Origin of the sequence: Pseudomonas syringae (assembly GCF_021605415.1) — a bacterium.
Taxonomy (GTDB): Bacteria; Pseudomonadota; Gammaproteobacteria; order Pseudomonadales; family Pseudomonadaceae; genus Aquipseudomonas; species Aquipseudomonas syringae_S.
Genome location: NZ_WKEQ01000014.1, coordinates 78,229 through 99,861 on the forward strand (window position 1 = coordinate 78,229; position 21,633 = coordinate 99,861).

Consider the following 21,633-nt stretch of genomic DNA (forward strand, 5'->3'; position numbering starts at 1 on the left):
ATGTCCGACATCCTCTGGCAACCCGATGCCGAACGCATCGAACAATCACGCATGGACAGCTTCCGGCGCTTCGTCAATCAGCGTCACCCGCTGGATCTCGGTGATTACCCTGCCCTGCACCAATGGAGCGTCGAACAACGCGACGTTTTCTGGCAGGCCATCGTCGATTTCTTCGACATTCGTTTCCACACCCAACCCGATGCGGTCTTGCGTGAAGGCACGCAAATGCCCAGCGCCGAATGGTTTCCCGGGGCCACGCTGAATTTTGCGGAACATCTACTGCGCCGTCGCGACGACGCCGTTGCCGTGGTCGCCGTAGCCGAAAACGGTCAGCGCGAACAATTGACGTGGGCCGAGCTTGCGCAGCAGGTCGCCGGTTTCCAGGCCAGTCTTCAAGCAGCGGGCGTCGGTATCGGTGATCGCGTCGCCGCGTGCATGCCCAACACGTGGCAAACCCTGGTGGCAATGCTGGCCACCACCAGTCTTGGCGCGGTCTGGTCCTGTTCCTCCCCAGACTTTGGCACCCAGGGCGTCATCGACCGTTTCGGCCAGATCGAACCGAAAGTGCTGATCACCTGCGCCGGTTACCGTTATGCCGGCAAGGACATCGACCAGATTGCCAAGATCAACGAAATTCTTGAACGACTGCCGTCACTGCAACAACTGATCATCGTGCCCTATGCACAGCCCCGGGTTCAGCCCGCTGCATTTCATACCGATGCCGACGTCAGCCTGTGGGACGACTTCTACAAGCCCGGCGATGAACCGTTTTTTGTCCCGGTGCCCTTCGCCCATCCGCTGTACGTGCTGTATTCGAGCGGCACCACCGGCGTGCCGAAGTGCATCATCCACAGCACCGGCGGCGTTTTGCTGCAGCACGTCAAGGAGCATGGCCTGCACGTTGATCTCGGCCCGGGCGAGCGTTTGTTCTATTACACGACGTGCGGCTGGATGATGTGGAATTGGCTGGTCTCGGCGCTGGCCGTGGGTAGCGCGATCGTGTTGTACGACGGTTCGCCGTTTCATCCAGACAACGAGCGCTTGCTGGATCTGATCGACGATGAGCGCGTAAGCGTGTTCGGCACCAGTCCGAAATACCTCGCGACTCTGGAAAGCAGCGGCGTCAAACCTCGCGACAGCCATGACTTGAGCAGCCTGAAAACCCTGCTGTGTACCGGTTCGGCCTTGTCGCCGCAGAGTTACGACTTTGTCTATCGCGACTTCAAAGCTGATGTTTGCCTGGCGTCGATGTCCGGCGGCACCGACATCGTTTCCTGCTTCGTCAACGGCAACCCGATGTCGCCGGTGCGTCGTGGCGAAAACATGGGCAAGAGCCTGGGGATGGCCGTTGAAGTCTGGAACGATGCAGGCCAACCGGTGATCGGCGAAAAGGGCGAGTTGGTGTGCACGCGTCACTTCCCGGCGATGCCCGTCGGCTTATGGAATGATCCCGACGGCGAAAAACTGCGCAAATCGTATTTCAGCCTGTTCCCGGGTGTCTGGGCCCAGGGCGACTACGCCGAACAATTGCCCCACGGCGCGATGCTGATCCACGGCCGCTCGGACGCCGTGCTTAACCCCGGCGGTGTGCGCATCGGCACGGCGGAAATTTATCGCCAAGTGGAAAAAGTCGCCGAGGTACTCGATAGCGTGGCCATCGGTCAGCACTGGCAGGATGACGTGCGCGTGGTGCTGTTCGTTAAGTTGCGCGAAGGCGTCGAACTGAGCGAAACCCTCGCGCAACGCATCCGTGACGTGATTCGCGCCAACACCACGCCACGGCATGTGCCGGCGAAGATCCTCACGGTAACGGACATCCCGCGCACCCTCAGCGGCAAAATCGTCGAACTCGCCGTGCGCAACGTGGTGCATGGGGAAAAGGTGAAAAACACCGACGCCCTCGCCAATCCGCAAGCGCTGGAACAGTATCGCGACCGCCCGGAGCTCACGGTTTAGCGCGTTTGGATCAAACCTTGTTGAGCGTGATCACCACGGGCGAGGTGATCGCGCGATTACGGTTGGCGGAAACAGCCTGGCTCATGATCGTCATGTTTTCGAGATAAGCATTTTTGTCGGTAAACAGCTGACTCAACAACGTCGCGGTGACCGCCAGGGAATCGGCGTTTTCAAAGGTTTTTGAACTGGCATGGTAGTTCGGAGTGGCGCCGTCATCCGTGATGTGCAGAAATCCCGTCGCCAGATTCAGCAATGGCGCAACGTCGAGCTTCTGCCCTTGGGCGCCACCCACCTGAGCATCACTGGCATAGCCCACATCGGACTCCTTGGTTATCCCATGGAACAGTTCATGAATCAGGTCGTCGGCCACCACCCCATTATTCAGCCCATGGCTCATGAAATGGCTGTTGAGGTTTGGCGTAAACACTTCGATGAACGCCACGTCATTGCCGTTGGCTTTCCATTGGGTATAGAGGTCGACGTTGAAGGCGGCAATGCTGCCCGAGTCCTTGAACGGATCCAGCAAAAAGTTGCTGAGGGACAGTCCGGCGAAATCGGTTTTCACGAGTTTCAGGTATTTGAGCAGGCGATCGGTTACATCGGCGCTGCTGCTGCCCATCAGCATCCGAATGACGAATCTGCGCTCTTCGGCGAAATCGTGACGTGTCATGGCGCTGATTGCGTTGTCGATCTTCGTTTGCGCCACCGGCAGACAACGTTCAATCAACGTTCGCGTATAGCTGACCGGTAACGTCTTGTCGGGCCGAGGAAAACGCGCCGGCGACACAAACGTAAAATTGTTCAGCGTCTTGCCCCACGGTTTGCCGTGTCGATCCAGCGCATACCACTGAAAATCCCGTCGCGCCGCCAGCACGGTCATCGTATCGACAGCGCTGCCGTGAGGCGTCCACTTGCCCTGACCGATGTGCGCACTGTCAGCGGCAGTGATCAAGGATTTACGGCCGCCATTGAGGTGATCCAGCTGGGAACGGGCCAGGGCGAGCATGTCCTGAGCCTGTTGCCCAAAGCGCAATCCGCCCTTGTAAACCATTTTTCCCGCACCTTGAAGCACCGCTGGAATGTCATCCAGAGGATTGAAAACGGACAGACTCGTACCGATCGCGAGCCTGGCCAGGCTGGCGGCTTTGGACATTGTCGACACCGTTTTTGTAGTAATGCTCAGCGCCTTGCCCGCCGCCCCGGCAAACGTACCGGCCAACGCAATACCGTCCATCACACAACCGTAAACGCCGTCGACGACCCGGTCGTGTTCGCCTGTCGCGATATCCTCGATGCATTTTTTGAAGGGCACGGCAAGGTCAACGATGTAGGTTGCAGTACGTTCGCCCCGGTCGCGCTCAAGTTCAAGCTCGGTGGGATCGGTAGCCGCAACTTTGAGCTCATCAAATTTCATCAAGGGTCGGTGTTTGACGATGAAGTGCGCCATGCGCGCAACCTGTGGATCCATGACGTTTCGATAAACGCTTTGATGTACCACCGATGGCGTCGACGGGGCCGGCAGTACGCCCAGTTTCTCGATGACGGCCATGCTTGTCGCGCTCGAAAAACGGTCGGCGATGCCATGGGTGTAGCACTTGAGATTGATCGGCAACCGCTCCAGAGGCGTCGGCGCGCCATTGACCGTCACGTCACCGTCGAAGTCTATCCGCGACGGCTCATGCAGTTTTCCCGACTGTCCGATCAGTTGCCCAAGCGCGCTGTTTTTTCGTGCTTCGCCACGCAGCGTGAACAACTCGTAGCAGGTAACGACGCCTCGGTATGTCGCACACATCACGATGCCATATCGCCCGGTTGCCGCGTCTCGCCCTTGCTGGCTTTCGACCATTTCCTCTCTGATCAACGGCCCGCCGATCGGCGTCGAGCGCACGACAGCTGCAGAGCCGCGCAGCGTGAAAAAAGTGATGTCGCTTTTGAGAAATGCTTCCAGGTCATAGGCAATCATTTGCGCAATCGCCAACTTCAAACTGGTGGTGAGCGCGTTGTCGAGATTACCCAGGTATTCGCGCAATTGACGGTGGAATTCATCGTCGTTGGCCTTGAGCCACTTTACGGCTGGATAGCGGGTATACAGGCTTTTGACCGAAGGGTCGTGAAGCGTGGGGCGGTTTTGGCCGCTGATCGAGCCATTCAGATCCGGCGTTGTGCTGTCAGGCCATACGGGGCGGAAATCCCACTGCTGCCCGGTCAGATCGCCGGACATGTGCAGATCGACCATCGACATTGCCGACGGCGAGGCGTAGAGACCGGGTTTCTGAAACAGCACTTTCTCTTCCAGCATGTCACAGGCCGGAACCTCATCTTTCAGTGCTGCCAGCGCGATTGCCCGGCGATCCGGTATCGCTCTGGCATATACGCTTGCGACCTGATTGAGGCTTTGTGCATGTGCCAGATACGCCGCGATGGCGCGCTCGGTGGCCGCTTTTTCGTCTTCGGCCAGTGCCTGCCTCGTTTCCACGCCATTGATCAGCGCCCAATCAACGATCGGATCAATCATTGCCATGCCATGCATATGCGAGAGCGACGGGCTGACCGGCTCCAGCTCGGCGTAAGCCATGATCTGCGCGTAGGTCATGAAACGCGAAACGCCCGACGACACTGCATCTACCAATGCGACAGCTTTACAGAATGCCACCCAACCCACCGATCCGAGCAGCAGGTCGGTGGGCACTTGCCTCACCAGAAACTCCGGGGCTATCCGTGCCAGCAACAGGTGCGTCGCCAACGGTGCGACGCCGAGTGATACCCATTGATTGGCCACGCAATAGGCTTGCAAATCTTCGCGCACGACTGACGCGGGGCGTTCGACATACGTGGGCGAATACAGGTCGAAGCTGCCGACACTTGTGCGGCCCTTGGCCTGGCCGATAAAGGGGTTCAAATCCAGCAAAATGGCAGTGATCAACACCTGCCCAAGTTCCTGGGGCGACAGGTCGGCCTCGGTTGCGGCGCCATACCAGTCCAATGCTGCAAGGTATTTTCTGGCGTAACCCTGAGCAACTGGATGTTCGATTAAATGTTGTAACCGCTCACGGGCATTATCGTGGGTAATAATAGCCACGGCTGTTTCAACACACAGAACATCCAGCAACTTTTTATTTAACGGTAACAGTGTCGTGGTTACACGACGGATGGCTTGACGCTGTTCTGCAGACAACACAATCAATGCCTGCTCATCGGCAAACAACTGACCCCAATAGTTACCGAACCGATCGGCCTGCGGAAAAACGCACTGCATGAACTCAATCATGTTTCGTCCCTCAGCGATTGTCCGAGGAATCACAAAGCCGTGAAACTTCAACCACTGCTGTATATCAATGGCATTGACCGACCACAGTGTTTCGCCGGTCTCTTTGGCGATATCGACCAATACCGCCAAACGAGCGGGATAGACCGAGCCGTAACTGAAATACGCGGCGACGTCGATCCAGCCCGCCGCGCCAAGCACTTCGAATTCCCCAGTGTGACTGACACAGGCCAGCCCACGGTTTTGAATACTTTCCTGGGTCAGCATGCTCTGGCCGGCAACCGTCGCCAACAATTCGTTCAGCAGGATCTGACCGGGTGTATGAACCTGGTGCAACGATGAGCCCGCTTGTAATTCGAGGTCATGTTCCTCCCAATTGATAAGTTGATCGTCCGGGCGATTTGCTGTTGCGGCTTTCAATTCGCGCACAATCATTTGTCGTTCGATGGCGTCTGACTTCTGTGCATTCAAACGCAATTGCTGGCTGATAGAAGTTGACTGAAAGGCTTTTGCTGCAAGGGTAGAGCTCATGGTTTAAATCTCAATTCATTGACTTGCCGGGCGGCTTCAACACGAGTGAATAATGAACACTTGGTTGAAACCTTCGCCAGCAGCAATCTATGAGACAGCGTTACTGCACTTAGAACAACGGCAACTTATGAGTCCACTAACCCCCAATCACCTGACGAAGCGTTGTCCGGCGAATTGTTATCGAGCTGTAACTTCAGTCGCAACTTCAAGTTATTGACCGAGTCGGCATGTTTCAATGCTTCCTCCTCACCGATGGCGCCTTCAACCACCAGTTCAAAAAGCGCTTCATCAAAGGTTTGCATGCCGATCTCGCGAGACTTTTCCATGATGCCCTTGAGTTCGCCCAGCTCGTTGCGCCGGATCAGATCGCCGATGGTCGGCGTGCCAAGCATGACTTCCACAGCTGCCCGCCGCTTGCCATCCAGCGTACGCACCAGCCGTTGCGAGATGAACGCCTTCAGGTTGTTGCCCAGTGCGTGCAGTAGCTGCGGGCGACGCTCCTCCGGGAACATATTGAGGATTCGATCCAGTGCCTGATTGGCGTTATTGGCATGCAGGGTCGATAGCACCAAGTGGCCCGTATCGGCAAACGCCAGGGCATGTTCCATGGTTTCGCGGTCACGTATTTCGCCGATCAGCACTACGTCCGGCGCCTGACGCAAGGTGTTTTTCAACGCGGCGTGAAAGCTGCGCGTGTCGACCCCGACTTCGCGCTGGTTGATGATTGAGCGCCTGTGCCGATGAATGTATTCCACGGGGTCTTCGATGGTGATGATGTGCCCGCTGCTGTGGCGATTGCGGTGATCAATCAGCGCGGCCAGCGAGGTCGACTTGCCGGAGTCGGTGGCACCGACAAACAGAATCAGCCCTTGCTTGAGCATCACCGACTTGAGCAAGACCGGCGGCAGTTTCAAGTCCTCGAAACGCGGGATGTCGAGTTTGACGTTGCGGATCACAATCGACACGTCGTTGCGTTGTTTGAAGATGTTGAGCCGGAAACGGCCGACGCCCGTTCGGGAAATCGCCAGGTTCATTTCCAGATCCCGGTCGAACTCCCGACGCTGCTCGGCGTCCATCAGGAAAGCGGCAATCGCAGCGACTTCGCCAGGCTTGAATGGCTCGTCGCTGAACGCCGTGAGAACGCCGTTGATGCGTGCGCTGGGTGGCGCGCCCGTGGCAAGAAACAGATCGGAGCCGTGTTCGCTGGCAAGGCGTATGAGCAGTGCATCGATTTCCATGGCAAAAAACATCCGCGAAGCATTGAATGAACAGAAATGGCCCGTTGCCGTGACGCGACGGGCCATCATGCGTCTACCGCTTTGAACAATAGTAGACGCCGCCTCACCGACCGAAATTCAGGATTTATGTAATGAGTGCTGTACCGATCACCGATGATGCCCAAACGCTGATTGCCCGCACGGACTGGAGCCGCAGCCCTTTGGGCGCCGCTGGCACCTGGCCGCAAAGCCTGCGCACGGCGGTCGACATCGTGCTTCACTCGCCCATGCCGATGTTGCTGCTCTGGGGCCCAGAGTTGACGCAAATCTACAACAACGGCTTTGCGCTGCTTGCCGACAACAAGCATCCGCACGGTTTCGGACAACCAACACACAAGATATGGCCGGAACTTCGCGACTTTACCGACCCTATTTACAGCGCCGTCCTACAAGGTCAGGTGCGCACTTACAGCGAGCAACGCTTTACCTTTCAACGCGACGGCCAGGAATCCGACTTCTGGCTCGATCTGACCTACAGCCCGATCCGCAATGAAAACGCAGACGTCGCCGGCATTTTGGTCACGGCCATCGAAACCAATGAGCGCCGACGCTTCGCCCTGGAATTGCAGCGGCGCTCCGAAGCCAGCTTGAAGGCGCAACAGCAAACCGAAGAACGTCTGCAATTGGCGCTGGCCGCCACCGACGCTGTCGGCACCTGGGACTGGGACATCGGTGAGGATCGGTTCATTGCCGATGCGCACTTCGCCCAGTTGCACGGTGTCGACCCGGCATCTGCAGGTCAGTTGCCCATCAGTGAATACCTGCACGGCGTACACCCGGAAGACCGGGCGATGGTCACCCGCAGCATCAAGCATTGCATCAGCCAAGGCACCGAATACGCCGAGGAATATCGCTTGCTGCAAGCCGACGGACAGTTGCGCTGGGTGTTTGCCCGTGGGCGCTGCTACAAGGATCACCATGGGCGGCCGGTGCGCTTCCTCGGCGCGGCGCTGGATCTGACTGAGCGCAAGCACACCGAGCAGGCGCTGCGCCAAAGCCAGACCGAATTGCAGTTGATCATCAACGCCATGCCAATCCTCATCAGCTACGTTGATCGCGAAGAACGTTTTCGCCTGAACAACGCCGCTTATCTGGACTGGTACGGCCAGACGCCCCAAGAGCTTTATGGGCGTTCAATCCGTGAGGTACTCGGCGATGAAGGATACTTCTTGCGCCTGCCGTACATTGCTGAAGCGCTTGCCGGGCGACCTTGCTCGTTCAGCTTGTCCGTCCCGCATCGCGATGGCAGCACCCGCCACGCGCTGATGAACTACTTGCCGCGTCATGGCGCGGACGGCGCGGTCAATGGTTTTTACATCTTCGTGATCGACGAAACCGAGCGTAAGAAAACCGAAGAAGCCTTGCGCAACCTCAATGAAACACTTGAAGAGCGGGTCAGCGCGCGCACCGAGCAGCTCGCGCAGGCCAATCAACGCCTGCAAAACGAGATGTTCGAACGCGAACGTGCCGAAGATGCGTTGCGCCATGCGCAGAAAATGGAAGCGGTCGGTCAGCTCACCGGCGGCATCGCCCACGACTTCAACAACATGCTCACCGGGATCATCGGCAGCCTTGATTTGATGCAGCGCTATATCGCCGACGGTCGTGCCGATGAGATCGGACGGTTTACCGAAGCGGCGGTGTCGTCGGCCAACCGTGCAGCGGCCCTTACTCATCGGTTGCTGGCCTTCTCCCGGCGTCAATCACTGGATCGCAAGACCCTTGACGTCAATGCACTGATCCATTCGCTGGAGGACTTGATCCGCCGCACCAAGGGCGATGAGATCGACCTGCAACTGCGCCTTGTCGAAGTCGCGTGGCCGGTGAGCACTGACGTTAGCCAACTGGAGAACGCCGTGCTCAACCTGGTGATCAACGCGCGCGATGCGATGCCCGACGGTGGCGAACTGCTGATCGAAACCGCGAATGTTTATCTGGACCGCAGCGACATCACCAGCCTGGTGCCCGTGGAAGCTGGCGAATACTTGATGCTGGCCGTCAGCGATAACGGCAGCGGCATGACACCGTCGGTACGGGCCAAGGCGTTCGATCCTTTTTTCACCACCAAACCGATCGGCCAGGGCACGGGGCTGGGTTTGTCGATGATTTACGGCTTCGCGCAGCAATCGGGTGGACATGTCAGTCTCGATAGCTTGCCGGATCAAGGTACGTGCGTGCGGTTGTACCTGCCGCGCCTGCATACGCAGGAGTTGTGTCAGCCGGACATCGCGCCGTCCCGCCAGGCCCCGAGTGCGATGGAAGGCGAAAGCGTGGTGGTGGTCGAGGACGATCCGGCAGTGCGCATGCTTGTGCTCGATCTGCTCAAGAATCTGGGTTACCAGGCGTACGAAGCGCAGGATGCCACCCACGCCCTGCCCCTGCTCGAATCCGCGTTGCGCGTTGATCTGTTGGTGACCGACGTCGGACTGCCGGGCATGAACGGCCGGCAACTGGCGGAGATCGCACGTCAGCATCGGCCGGGCCTGAAAGTGTTGTTCATGACCGGTTACGCGCAGAAAGCCGCCGAGCGTCAGGGCTTTCTCGAGGACGGCATGGATATGGTTGCCAAGCCCTTTTCCATTGAACTGCTGGCCAACAAGATTCGTACGATGATCAACCACACACGGTGAGTTAAGGCATAATCCCCGCCCCGCCGTCACCCCGCTATCAGGTATTTGCTCGATGAAAGCCCAAGCCCGCCACATTCTGGTGAAAACCGCCGAAGAGGCCGAACAACTCAAGCAACGCATCGCCAAGGGCGAAGCGTTTGACGTGCTGGCCAAGAAATATTCGACGTGCCCGTCGGGCAAACGCGGCGGCGATCTGGGGGAAGTGCGGCCGGGGCAAATGGTGGGCGTGATTGATGCCGTGATCTTCAAAAAGCCGTTGCGGACGGTGCATGGGCCGATCAAAAGCAAGTTCGGTTATCACTTGGTGCAGGTGTTTTTCCGCGATTGAGGCGGTTGGCCTTCGGGCCCCATCGCTGGCAAGCCAGCTGCCACAGGATTCGAGGTGCCCGACACGAATCCTGTAGGGGCCGGGCTTGCCCGCGAACCGATTGCGCAGCAACCGGCCATCCAACGCCTATCTTGGAATCAGCGCCCCAGGCATCTGGATAACCCGACTGGCCAACAGATGCCCGGCCTGAGCGGCTTCTGCCGGACTGCCACCACTTAGCCGACTCGCCAGATACGCCGCACTGAACGAATCCCCCGCCGCCGTGGTGTCCACAACCTTTTCAACCGTGTGCGCGGGCACTTCAAATGACTCGCCCTCACAGCGGATCAGACAGGCCTCGGCGCCGCGCTTGAGCACCACTTCCGGCGTGCCGATCTGCGCATACGCCTCGAACACCGCGTCGCAGTCAGCGAAATGAAACAGCGCCTGCTCGTCATCCACCGTCAGCAAAGCCAGATCCACATACGGCAAGACAGTGCGATACGCCGCCCGGGCTTCGTCGACCGATGCCCACAGCCGTGGCCGGTAGTTGTTATCGAAGACGATACGTGCATCGCGCTCGCGGGCGTCGATCAAGGTCTGGATCAGAATCTCGCGACCCTTCACGCCCAGTACCGCCAGCGTAATACCGCTGAAATAGATCACGTCGTAGTCGGGCAGCGCAGCGAGGATCGGCGTCGCGGCCGGTGTGGTGAAGCAGTCGCGCACCGCCGCTTCGTTGCGCCAGTAAAGAAAGCGGCGCTCACCTGCCGCGTCGGTTTGTATGCAATACAAACCCGGCAAGCGACCAGGCAAACGTTGCACCCGCTCCAGGCCGATGCCTTCTTCTGCCCAACTGCGGCACATGGCATCGCTGAAGCTGTCATCGCCCAACGCTGTGACGTAATCGACTTGCGCGGTGTCGCCCATCGCGCGGGACAGGTACACAGCCGTGTTCAACGTATCGCCGCCGAAGCTCTGTTGCAGACTGCCGTCCGCGCGGTGCTGTAGCTCGATCATGCATTCGCCGATCAGAGCGATGCGCGGGGTGTCGGGGCCCAGTGGGCTGAGGGTGTTCATGAAGTGTTTCTCTGTGAATTCTTCGTGTCTGAACCGGCCTCATCGCTGGCAAGCCAGCTCCCACAGGATTCAATGTTGAAACACAATATCTGTAAAAAACACGATCCCGGTGGGAGCTGACTTGCCAGCGATAGGCGCTACTCGGTTAACGCCTAGAAACAGGTTTCCATGCGCTCGATCACCGACAACTGCTCATCCACCAGCAGCCCCACCCGCCACTTATCGAACGTCAGGCACGGGTGCGAAGTGCCGAAGGCGATGATGTCGCCGACACGCAAATCGACACCTGCGGCCACGGTCATGAACGCATGCTGATCCATCACCGCCGTGACCGTGCACGCGCCGACGTCATCGCCCAGCGCCGGCACCACGCCCGCTCTGTAGCGCAGCAGCGGCACCGGCAGACCGGCGTCGTACGCCACGTCGCGTTTGCCCAGTGCAATCACCGCAAAACCCGGCTCCGGCAGCGACTGCACGTGCGCCCAGACTTCCAGCGCAGGCCGCAGACCTTCGTGCAAATCGCTGCGACGGTCGAGCACGCAGCATTGCGCTTCTTTGTAGATGCCATGGTCGTGGGCCACGTAACTGCCCGGACGCAGCACACTGAGGAAACGCCCAGCGGCGTTTTGCGCTTCGAATGATTCAGCGATCAGGTCGTACCAGGCCGAACCGGATGCCGTGATGATCGGTTTGCCGATGGCGAAGGCGCCGCTGTCCTGCAACCGCACGGCGAGACGCACCAGAGAAGCGGCGAATTCACGAATGCCGCTGACCGCTTGATCGCCGTGGATCACGCCTTCGTACCCTTCGATACCGGTCAGGGCCAGCGCCGGCTGGGCGGCGATGGCTTTTGCCAATTCGATGACTTCGTCTTCACTGCGGCAACCGCAACGGCCACCGACCACGCCGTACTCGATCATCACGTTCAGCCGCACGCCACGGGACGCGAAATAAGCGCCAAGCTCGGCGACGTTGTCCGGGTGATCGACCATGCAGTGGAATTCGAAGGTCGGGTCGCTGAGCAGGTCGGCAATCAATGCCATGTTCGGCGTGCCGACCAGTTGGTTGGCCATCAGCACCCGGCGTACTCCGTGGGCGTAAGCCGCGCGGGTCTGGGTCGCGCAGGCCAGCGTGATGCCCCAGGCGCCGGCGTCAAGCTGACGACGGAACAGCGCCGGCGTCATGCTGGTCTTGCCGTGGGGTGCGAGTTCGGCGCCGCTGTCGCTGACGAATTTCTGCATCCAGCGGATGTTGTGCTCCAGCGCTTCACGGTGCAGTACCAGCGCCGGCAGGCTGACGTCGCGAACCAGTTGGGCGCCGATGGCGGCATCGCCTTTTTCAACGGCAGCGGTGTTGATGGCAGTAGACATGGTCGAACTCCTCATGCGCGCGCCCGCAAGCGCCCGCGATTATTCGTTGATACGTCGGGCAAGGCTGTTGGCGCTCTCGATCAAGACCCGGCGATAGTCGTCGTAATTATTTTTCGCATCGGCACGCGGGGCGACGATGCACAACGTGCAAATGGCGATGCCGTTGGGGTCTTTGACCGGGGCGGCGAAGCAATGGGTGAAGGTGTCGGCAACGCTGTCGAAGGAGAAAAAGCCATCGATGCCGGCTTGACGAATCTGCCCCAGAAACGTTTCAAGCGGCAGGCGTTCACCGTCGGGCAGGATGTAATCGTTCTCGTCGATCAGGTCGATGATCTGTTGGTCGCTCAAATGCGCGAGCAGCAACCGACCGGACGCCGTCCATGGAATGGGCGCATTTTCGCCGATGTCGGATGAAATGCGGAAATGCCGCTCACCTTCCTTCATCAACGCCACGGTGTATTTACGCCCGTTGAGCAGGCACATCTGTGCCGTTTCATGGGTCTGGCTGACGATCTCCTGCAAGGCGTGATCGGCCTCGCGAGTCAGGTCGAAGTGACGCAAATGCGCCTGACCGAGAAAGTACAACTGACGGCCCAGATAGACATGCCCGTCTTTGCCCACCGGTTCGAGAATCCTGCGTTCGAGCAACGACGCTACCAATTCGTAGACGGTGGATTTGGGGCTACCGATGCCGCTGGCAATGTCGTTCGGGCGCAGGGGCTGGCCGATTTCCTTGAGGAAATCGAGGATATCGAACGCCCGATCCAGACCACGGGCCCGGCGTTTGATGGTGTCTTCGGTCATTTCATTGGATTCCCATTAAAGTGCCGGGGCTTTACCGCTATCGATCGTTCCCATGCTCCGCGTGGGAATGCCGCCAGGGACGCTCCGCGTTCCGCTCGCGAATCTGACGCAGAGCGTGGGAACGATCATTACCTGCATCAGGCCTTTTTCTTGTAGGCGATGCAGTCGATCTCAACCTTGCAATCGACCATCATGTTCGCCTGCACACAGGCCCGGGCCGGGGCGTGTTCCGGCTTGAAATACTCGCCAAAGACCTTGTTGAAGCTACTGAAATCACGCGGATCCTCCAGCCACACCCCGGCACGCACCACATCTTCCAGCCCATAACCGGCTTCTTCGAGAATCGCGATCAGATTCTTCATGGTCTGGTGGGTCTGCTCGACGATGCCGCCAACAATAATCTCGCCGTCCACTGCCGGCACCTGACCGGACACGTGCAACCAGCCATCCGCTTCGACTGCGCGAGCAAATGGACGAGGCTGGCCGCCTGCGGCAGTGCTGCCGGTGCCGTAACGGGTAATGCTCATGGGTGTTTCTCCAGATGAAAAAAGTGAAAAATTCAGAACCGCGTGCTTTTGAGAAACTCCGCCAGCCGCGGCGATTGCGGACGCTCAAACAGCTCCTTGGGAGGCCCCTGCTCTTCGATGCGCCCCTGATTCATGAAAACGATTTTGTCTGAGACCTCAAACGCGAAGCGCATTTCGTGGGTCACCAGCAACATGGTCATGCCCTCGTCGGCCAGACCCTTGATCACGTTGAGCACTTCGCCCACCAGTTCCGGGTCGAGCGCCGAAGTGACTTCGTCGAACAGCATCAGGCTCGGGTTCATCGCAATGGCCCGGGCAATTGCCACGCGCTGTTGCTGCCCACCGGACAACTGACCGGGAAAGTGATTGCGCCGCTCCAGCAGGCCGACGCGTTCCAGCCATTTTTCGGCGAGCGCCACGGCCTCGTCCTTGCGCATCTTCTTCACTTTGAGCAAACCCAAAGTGACGTTCTGCAACGCGCTGAGATGCGGGAACAGATTAAATTGCTGGAACGCCATCCCGGTCATCGCACGATGACGAGCAATGACTTTTTCGGCGTGGCGCACGCGTTTGCCGTTGGTTTCGTCGTAGCCGATGGATTCACCGTCGAGCAGGATCTGCCCGCCCTGAAACTCTTCGAGCATGTTGACGCAACGCAACAGCGTGGTTTTGCCCGAGCCGCTGGAACCAATCAGCGTGACGACGTTGCCGCGTTGCATGCTCAGGTCGACACCCTTGAGCACTTCGACTTCGCCGTACTGCTTGTGCAGACCACGGATGTCCAGCAGCGGCTGGCCGTTGATGATGTTCGAAACTGGTGCTTGAGTCATGGCAAAGCCACCCGCTTTTCAATGTGCCGGCCGAGTAATTCGATGCCGTAGTTGATGACGAAGAACAGAAAACCGGCGAACAGATAAAACTCCAGAGTCATAAACGTCCGGGCGATGATCTGCTGCGTGCTGAGCAGCAACTCGGCCACGCCGATCACCGACAGCAGAGTCGAGGCCTTGACGATTTCGGTCGACGAATTGACCCAGGTCGGCAGGATCTGCCGCAACGCCTGGGGCAATAGCACGTAGCCAAGCGACTGATAGAACGTCAGGCCAATCGCCTTGCCCGCTTCCATTTGCCCACGCGGCAATGCCTGCAACGCACCACGCACGATTTCAGCAACGTGAGAACCGCAAAACAGTGTCAGTCCCAATGCTCCCGCCTGAAACGCGCTGATCTGCCAGCCCAGCGCCGGTGCCATGTAAAAGCACGCGAGCACCAGCACAAACACCGGCGTGCCGCGAATCACGTCAACGTAAAGACGAAACGGCGCGCGCATCCAGAACTTGCCATAGGTCAGCACCAGACCGGTAACGACACCGAGCACCGTGCCGAACAGAATCGCCAGCGCCGATACTTGAACACTGGTCAGAAAGCCCTGGAACAGGACTTCCCGCGCCACCCACAACTCATGCAACCAACTGGGAGATTCGTACATCGCAGCCTCCTATCGGCGGATCGCCAGACGCTGCTCGAGGTAACGCAGCAGCATGGCAATGAGGTAACAGGCCGCGACATAGAGCGCCGTGGTGACCAGCCAGGTTTCAATTACCCGGTAGCTTTCCACGTTGATCTTGCGCGCGTAATAGGTCAGCTCAGGCACGGCAATTGCCGCCGCCAGCGAGGTGTCCTTAAACAGCGAAATGAAATTGTTCGACAGCGCCGGCAACACGTTGCGCAGCATCACCGGCACGGTCACATAGGCTTTCACTTGCCACTCACCCAAGCCGATGGCCAGACCCGCTTCACGCTGGCCTTTCGGAATGCTCAGCAATCCGCCACGGAACACTTCGGTCAGGTAAGCGCCGGCATACAGAGACAACGTGATGATGAACGATGGAATTTTGTCCAGCCGAATCCCCAGACTCGGCAAGGCGAAGTAGATCAACAGAATCAACACCAGAATCGGCGTGTTACGGATCACCGTAACGTACACCGATGCCAGCACCCGCAAGGCGCGATGCTTCGACAACAAGGCAAACGCCATCAGCAGGCCGATCACGCAACCGATGGCGATCGACAGCAACGCCAGCTGCAGACCCAGACCGAGCCCCGCCAGCAGCGTGTCGAAATCGCGCCAGACGGCGGCAAAGTTCAACTGATAATTCATGGTCGGCAGTACCTTGAGCGGGGCGACCGAATCGCCCCACTCTCACGGGATCATTTGAATTCGACAGGGAAACCGATGGCTGGGGACGGCAGTTCAACGCCGAACCATTGTTTGAACGACGCCTGATAGGTCGGGAATTCCACGCCGGTCATGGCCTCGTGCAGCGCCGTGTTGACGAAATTCAGCCAGTCCTGATCGCCACGCTTGACCGCGCATGCATAGGTTTGCGGGCTCCAGGCGTAGGACGGGCTGCGATAGCGCCCCGGGTTCTGCACCATCAAGTATTTAACCGAAGACTGGTCGGTGGCGGCAGCATCGGCGCGGCCGGAGTTCACGGCCTGATACATCAGGTCGACGCTGTCGTACTGATCGACTTTGGCTTTGGGCAGCGCCTGATGCACCAACTCCTCGGCGTACACGTTTTGCAGCACGGCAACGGTGACATCATCACCGGCGGCTTGCAGGTCTTCGATTTCCTTGTACTTGCTGTTGTTCGGCAGCAGCAGGCCGACGCCTTCGCGGTAGTACGGCAGCGTGAACGCGACTTGCTGTGCACGGCTGGCGGTGACAGTGATGAACTGGCAGCTCATGTCGACCTTGTCGGTCAGCAGATTGGGAATCCGCGCATCGGACGACTGCACCACGAACTCGACCTTGCTCGGGTCATTGAACAACCCCTTGGCGACGATCTTGCCGATGTCGATATCAAACCCCTGCAACTTGCCGTCAGCCCCCTGAAAGTGCCACGGCGCATTGGTGCTGCCGGTACCCACAATCAATTTTCCACGGGCCAGCACGCTGTCGAGCTTGCTGTCGGCCGCATGGGCCGTACCCATCACAGCGGACGAAGCCGCGAGAACAAAAACACATGCTTTGAACAAGGTAGGTCGGCGATGCATGGCAAGCACTCCAGAATGATGTGTATTCCGCTATACCGGAACGTGGTATGTAACAGCGGAATAGACAGCAGAAAGTGTGCCACAGGATTCAGGAGGAATCTGCTTCGGATTTAAATTTGTTTGGAATCAGAGGGATGGAGCTTTATCGACCATTAGTGATCGCGAAGCGATCTGAAACGATCCGCTACCAACGGCTACGGGTACGGGTGCCAAGTACTCAATCGGGGCGGGGTGAATCATTTAGGTGCGATGGTAAGCAGGAAGACACAGACGGGAAATTCCAACTCATAAATCATCTATAGAGACCATTACTGTCGGATCGTTTTCTCGTTCCTTGCAGAGTGCGATCAACTCAAGATCCTCCAGACGATTCACCATCGCCTCGTAATACCCTTGCCATGAATCCCTCCATCAATCAGTAACGAAAAACTTAACACACGGGAATCCGTGCACGTTTCCGAGCTTTCCATGAGGGAATTCCTGCGTTTTAGTCAGTCGAGTGCGATACCAATGTAGGAAAAAAGTCACCTGTAATTTCTGACAGTAGACCGGCCCTGCTCATGCTTTTAACGTTCATAAACCTTTGCAGGCCTATACAGGAAGTGCGAAATGAAACCGACGTCGTCCCCGACAACACTGGATTCCGTTTACCGCAAAGCCCTGAAAACCTGGCGCCCGGTGATTCTTTACTTTGCCAACGAGCACTGTCCTGCATGCGAAACGGCCGGGCCGATGTTCCGCGAGGTTGCCGAGCCCTATCGGCTCCGGGCCAACATTTACATGCTCAATACCCGCGATACTCCGCGACACCCTGAGGTCACAGGCACGCCGACAGTGCTGTTCTATAAAGATGGGAAACTGCGAAAAGTACTCAAGGGCATCGGCAATCGCCAGAAGCTCGAACGCGACTTCGCCAAACACGTTGGCAGGGTCAAAGCGCCGGCTGTGCTCAGCCAGCCACGCCATGACCTGATGTGGCTGCGTCGCACCCTGCGTCGGCTGTGCACCGTCCACCGCAGCCGGCCACTATTTTTCCTGTAGGAACCGCCGAGTGAAACGAGGCGGCGATCTTTTGATTTTTGGTTTTCAAGATCAAAAGATCGCAGCCTGGTTTCACTCGACAGCTCCTACGCTGTTTCAGGTAGCGTCGCGCTTGAGCAGCACGCGGGTTACGCGGCGCTCCTCGACGGCGACGACGGTCATGTGCCAGCCCTCATGTTCCAGGCGATCGCCTCTCATCGGCAGGCGATCCAACAGGCTCATGACCAATCCGGCCAGCGTCTGGTAATCCTCGGTCGGTTGAGCGCCGAACCCGGTGTGCTGACGGATACGGGTCAGGTTCAACGCGCCATTGACCATGAACCCGCCCTGCTCCTCAATCACGTCCGGGCCTTCGATTTCGCTGGCGTCCGGCAATTCACCGGCGATCGATTCGAGGATGTCGGTCATGGTCAGGATGCCGACGAAATCACCGAATTCGTTGACCACGAATGCGATATGGGTCGACGCGGCGCGCATCTGTTCCAGCGCATTGAGGATTGAATAGCTGTCGAGCAGGTTGACGGTCTTGCGCGCGAGGTGCTCAAGATTCGGTTCTTCACCCGCCAGATATTCCTTGAGCAACTCTTTTTTGTGCACGAAGCCCAGCGGCTCATCCACGGCACCGTTGCGAATCAGCGGCAGGCGCGAGTAGGACGAGTGCATCAACCGCGTACGAATGGCCTCCGGGCCATCCGCCAAATCGATGTGATCGACATCGGCACGCACGGTCATCAGTGCGCGAATCGGACGTTCGGCCAGTTGCAGCACACCGCTGATCATTACCCGCTCGCGACGGTCGAACAGCTCCGCGCTCGGCGCATCACCGTTGTCCAGCAGGTCGGAAATTTCCTCGCCGACCTCCTCCGCCGCCAGTCTGCGACCACCCAGCAGACGCATCACCGCGTGTGCCGTACGCTCACGCATCGGTCGCAAACCCTGCATCGAGCGCTTGCGGCGGGCCCGGGCGATCTGGTTGAACACTTCGATGAGGATCGAGAATCCGATGGCCGCGTACAGATAGCCTTTAGGAATGTGGAAGCCCAAACCTTCAGCGGTCAGCGCGAAACCGATCATCATCAAGAAACCCAGACACAGCATGATCACGGTCGGGTGCGCGTTGACAAAACGGGTCAGCGGTTTGCTGGCGACGATCATCAGGCCGATGGAAATGATCACGGCGATCATCATCACCGCCAGTTCATCGACCATGCCCACGGCGGTAATTACCGCGTCGAGGGAGAACACCGCATCGAGCACGACGATCTGCGCCACGATCGGCCAGAACAGCGCATAAGTGGTGTTGGCCGTGCGTTCGCCGACATGCCCTTCGAGGCGTTCATGCAATTCCATGGTGGCCTTGAACAACAGGAACACACCGCCGAACAGCATGATCAAGTCACGACCGGAGAAGCTCTTGTCAAACACCTCGAACAGCGGCTGCGTGAGGGTGACCAACCACGAAATACTTGCCAACAGGCCCAAGCGCATGATCAGCGCCAGGCTAAGGCCGATGATCCGCGCGCGGTCGCGCTGTTCCGGCGGCAACTTGTCGGCGAGGATGGCGATGAACACCAGGTTGTCGATGCCCAGCACCAGTTCCAGCACAATCAATGTCGCCAGGCCCAGCCAGGCCGTGGGATCTGCTAACCATTCCATAAAACGTCTCGATCTCTATTCAGTAGATTCAGGCTGCCGGACACGGCAAAGTGCAACGCGAAAGCCCTGAGGCTGCGTTGGCAAGTTGAGTGGGTAGTCGGAAAACCGGATGTCGCGAGTGCGTCAAGACCGCGCAAAGGCGCGAGGTGAACGGATAACTGGGAGGTTCCGCGAGGGTGTTCATGCAAGTCCTGAAATGAAAAAAGAACCTGGAGAGTACAGGCTGTAGTGGCCAGGGCTACAGCTGCAAATCATTACAAAATCTGTACGGTTTCATGCAATGCGGTGTCGGGACTGACCTCTCCGCAGGTAAGCCCGGCTCATACAAGGCGATTGTGAACGACCGTAGGAGCCGAGCCTGCTCGCGAAGAGCGCCAGCCACACGGCACAAAATTCAGACCTGCCACACATCATCAATATGCCGGTAATCGGCTTCGAGCACCCCCGCCAATTGCCGCGCCCGCCCTAAACGGATCGGCCCGCGCTCGATATCGATCAACAGGCCCGGACACTCCAATGCAGACAACCCTGACAGGTCCTTCAAACGCCCATCGGTAATTAACAACAAACGCTGTTGCTCGGCCGGAAAACGCTTGCGCCGCGTCGTTAGCCATTGCGCAGCCTGGCTCAGTGCCGCCAGCAACGGCGTGCCACCACCAGCGCCCAAACCTTCGAGCCAGACACGCAAACCGTTGGCGGCCTTCAACCCTTGAATCTGCCAGTTCGGCGTCGCACCGCTGGCCGTTAACAGCGCCAGCCGCGCTCGCTGGCGATAAGCATCGTCGAATAACTGCGCAAGCAAACCCTTGGCGTCACTCAACGCCTGATGGCGGCGCGTGGACGCCGAGGCATCGACGATCACCAGCCACAGCTCATGGGACGAACGGGTGCGCATCTGGAACAGCAGATCGGAACGCTGGCGTGGCCGACCTTTGAGCAAAGTCCCCGGCCAGTTCACCGAACCACTGCGCGCCGCCTGTCGTTTGCCTTGTTTACCGTTATCGAGCCGTCCGGCACGGGGTCTGGCATTCGCCCCCGCATCGGATCGGGGGCGAATGCCTACGGCTTTTTTGGCCAGCTCGGCACTTCGCGGCGCGCGCCGGTCGCGAGCGCGGGGGCCGGCAAATCACCCCACTGGCCCTGGCCTGTGCCGGTTTCTGGCGAGGAAGGCTGTCGCGAATGCTCGGGCGTTTGGGCCGGTGGCTGCACTGCCGATGGCGACTGTTCACGACGACGATGGCGCAGGGCAAACTCGGCCACGGCGTCGATGTCGGCCTCTTCGATGGCCGGTGCGCCACGCCACGCCGCATGAGCCCGGGCGGCACGCAACCAAACCAGATCCGCGCGCAACCCATCGACGCCAGCAGCAAAGCAACGCTCGGTGATCAGCGCGAGCGCTGCATCATCAAGAGGAATGTCGGCAAGAATGTCGCGAGCATGGCGGCAACGTTCGCGCAGCGCCTGTTGTTGCGATTCCCACTGCGCACAAAACAGCTGCGGATCGCTGTCGAAATCCAGTCGGCGACGGATGATCTGCCCGCGCTCGGCGGGAACGGTGTGACCGCTGAGCGCGACGTTCAACCCGAAACGGTCGAGCAATTGCGGGCGCAACTCGCCCTCTTCCGGGTTCATCGTGCCAATCAGCACGAACTTCGCCGAGTGGCGGTGGGAAATGCCATCGCGCTCGACCAGATTCGTGCCGCTCGCCGCTACATCGAGCAACAGATCCACCAAATGATCGGGGAGCAAGTTGACTTCATCGACATATAGAACCCCACCGTCAGCCTTCGCCAGCACCCCAGGGGAAAACTGTGCGCGACCGTCGCTCAGCGCCGCGTCGAGGTCGAGGGTGCCAACCAGACGTTCTTCGGTCGCCCCCAACGGCAACGTGACGAATTGACCGCTGGCGAGCAGATCCGCCAAACCACGGGCCAGCGTGGATTTGGCCATGCCGCGCGGGCCTTCAATGAGCACGCCGCCGATCTTCGGGTCGATGGCGGTCAGGTAGAGCGCAAGTTTCAGGTCATCGGCGCCGACCACGGCGGAGAGGGGGAAATGTGGGGTGTCGGTCATCTTCAATTCTCAGTCATGGTCGCTTTGTCGGCTGATCGACACTGTTCGCCAGCAGG

The 21,633-nt window shown here is 58.8% G+C and carries 17 protein-coding genes; 4 read left to right on the forward strand and 13 right to left on the reverse strand.

Annotated features, from left to right (window positions below):
• Entirely contained in the window at window positions 1–1,956 is a 1,956-nt protein-coding gene (locus GIW69_RS12610) for an acetoacetate--CoA ligase (protein ID WP_236482941.1), read from the forward strand.
• Between the two features lie 10 nt (window positions 1,957–1,966).
• Here GIW69_RS12610 and GIW69_RS12615 read toward each other — a convergent pair whose 3' ends face one another.
• Window positions 1,967–5,752, reverse strand: a complete 3,786-nt coding sequence (locus tag GIW69_RS12615) for a hypothetical protein (RefSeq protein ID WP_236482943.1) — start codon at window positions 5,750–5,752, stop codon at window positions 1,967–1,969.
• A 125-nt stretch (window positions 5,753–5,877) separates the two neighbouring features.
• Window positions 5,878–6,990, reverse strand: coding sequence for a PilT/PilU family type 4a pilus ATPase (locus tag GIW69_RS12620; protein ID WP_236483005.1), 1,113 nt, complete (start codon window positions 6,988–6,990; stop codon window positions 5,878–5,880).
• Between the two features lie 131 nt (window positions 6,991–7,121).
• On the opposite strand from GIW69_RS12620, the gene GIW69_RS12625 reads away from it, so the two are divergent.
• Together GIW69_RS12625 and GIW69_RS12630 are read left to right on the forward strand one after the other, a co-directional pair.
• The gene (locus tag GIW69_RS12625; protein ID WP_236482945.1) at window positions 7,122–9,659 is read left to right on the forward strand and encodes a PAS domain S-box protein; all 2,538 of its coding nucleotides are present in this window, start codon (window positions 7,122–7,124) and stop codon (window positions 9,657–9,659) included.
• A 52-nt stretch (window positions 9,660–9,711) separates the two neighbouring features.
• Complete coding sequence (locus GIW69_RS12630) at window positions 9,712–9,987, forward strand: peptidylprolyl isomerase (RefSeq protein ID WP_236482947.1); 276 nt, start codon at window positions 9,712–9,714, stop codon at window positions 9,985–9,987.
• A 126-nt stretch (window positions 9,988–10,113) separates the two neighbouring features.
• Here GIW69_RS12630 and GIW69_RS12635 read toward each other — a convergent pair whose 3' ends face one another.
• From GIW69_RS12635 to GIW69_RS12670, 8 genes are all read right to left on the reverse strand, one after another.
• A complete protein-coding gene (locus GIW69_RS12635; RefSeq protein ID WP_236482949.1) occupies window positions 10,114–11,046 on the reverse strand; it encodes a sugar kinase in 933 nt (310 codons plus the stop codon).
• A 152-nt stretch (window positions 11,047–11,198) separates the two neighbouring features.
• Window positions 11,199–12,416: an amino acid deaminase gene (locus GIW69_RS12640; protein WP_236482951.1), complete on the reverse strand. Its 1,218-nt coding sequence runs from the start codon at window positions 12,414–12,416 to the stop codon at window positions 11,199–11,201.
• A 39-nt stretch (window positions 12,417–12,455) separates the two neighbouring features.
• A complete protein-coding gene (locus GIW69_RS12645; protein ID WP_236482953.1) occupies window positions 12,456–13,220 on the reverse strand; it encodes an IclR family transcriptional regulator in 765 nt (254 codons plus the stop codon).
• Between the two features lie 137 nt (window positions 13,221–13,357).
• Window positions 13,358–13,747, reverse strand: a complete 390-nt coding sequence (locus GIW69_RS12650; RefSeq protein WP_236482955.1) for a RidA family protein — start codon at window positions 13,745–13,747, stop codon at window positions 13,358–13,360.
• Window positions 13,748–13,779: 32 nt separating this feature from the next.
• Complete coding sequence (locus tag GIW69_RS12655; protein WP_236482957.1) at window positions 13,780–14,577, reverse strand: amino acid ABC transporter ATP-binding protein; 798 nt, start codon at window positions 14,575–14,577, stop codon at window positions 13,780–13,782.
• The gene (locus tag GIW69_RS12660) at window positions 14,574–15,236 is read right to left on the reverse strand and encodes an amino acid ABC transporter permease (RefSeq protein ID WP_236482959.1); all 663 of its coding nucleotides are present in this window, start codon (window positions 15,234–15,236) and stop codon (window positions 14,574–14,576) included. Before GIW69_RS12660 ends, GIW69_RS12655 begins: the two co-directional genes overlap by 4 nt.
• Window positions 15,237–15,245: 9 nt before the next feature.
• Window positions 15,246–15,908, reverse strand: coding sequence for an amino acid ABC transporter permease (locus GIW69_RS12665; RefSeq protein WP_236482961.1), 663 nt, complete (start codon window positions 15,906–15,908; stop codon window positions 15,246–15,248).
• A 50-nt stretch (window positions 15,909–15,958) separates the two neighbouring features.
• Entirely contained in the window at window positions 15,959–16,807 is an 849-nt protein-coding gene (locus GIW69_RS12670) for a transporter substrate-binding protein (RefSeq protein WP_236482963.1), read from the reverse strand.
• Between the two features lie 609 nt (window positions 16,808–17,416).
• On the opposite strand from GIW69_RS12670, the gene GIW69_RS12680 reads away from it, so the two are divergent.
• Window positions 17,417–17,848, forward strand: a complete 432-nt coding sequence (locus GIW69_RS12680) for a thioredoxin family protein (RefSeq protein ID WP_236482965.1) — start codon at window positions 17,417–17,419, stop codon at window positions 17,846–17,848.
• 96 nt (window positions 17,849–17,944) lie between these two features.
• On the opposite strand, the gene GIW69_RS12685 is transcribed toward GIW69_RS12680, so the two are convergent.
• The 3 genes from GIW69_RS12685 to GIW69_RS12695 form a co-directional block, all read right to left on the reverse strand.
• Window positions 17,945–19,504, reverse strand: coding sequence for a TerC family protein (locus GIW69_RS12685; RefSeq protein ID WP_236482967.1), 1,560 nt, complete (start codon window positions 19,502–19,504; stop codon window positions 17,945–17,947).
• Between the two features lie 394 nt (window positions 19,505–19,898).
• Complete coding sequence (locus GIW69_RS12690; protein ID WP_236483007.1) at window positions 19,899–20,561, reverse strand: VWA domain-containing protein; 663 nt, start codon at window positions 20,559–20,561, stop codon at window positions 19,899–19,901.
• 2 nt (window positions 20,562–20,563) lie between these two features.
• Complete coding sequence (locus tag GIW69_RS12695) at window positions 20,564–21,577, reverse strand: AAA family ATPase (RefSeq protein ID WP_236482969.1); 1,014 nt, start codon at window positions 21,575–21,577, stop codon at window positions 20,564–20,566.
• Window positions 21,578–21,633 lie beyond the last annotated feature (56 nt).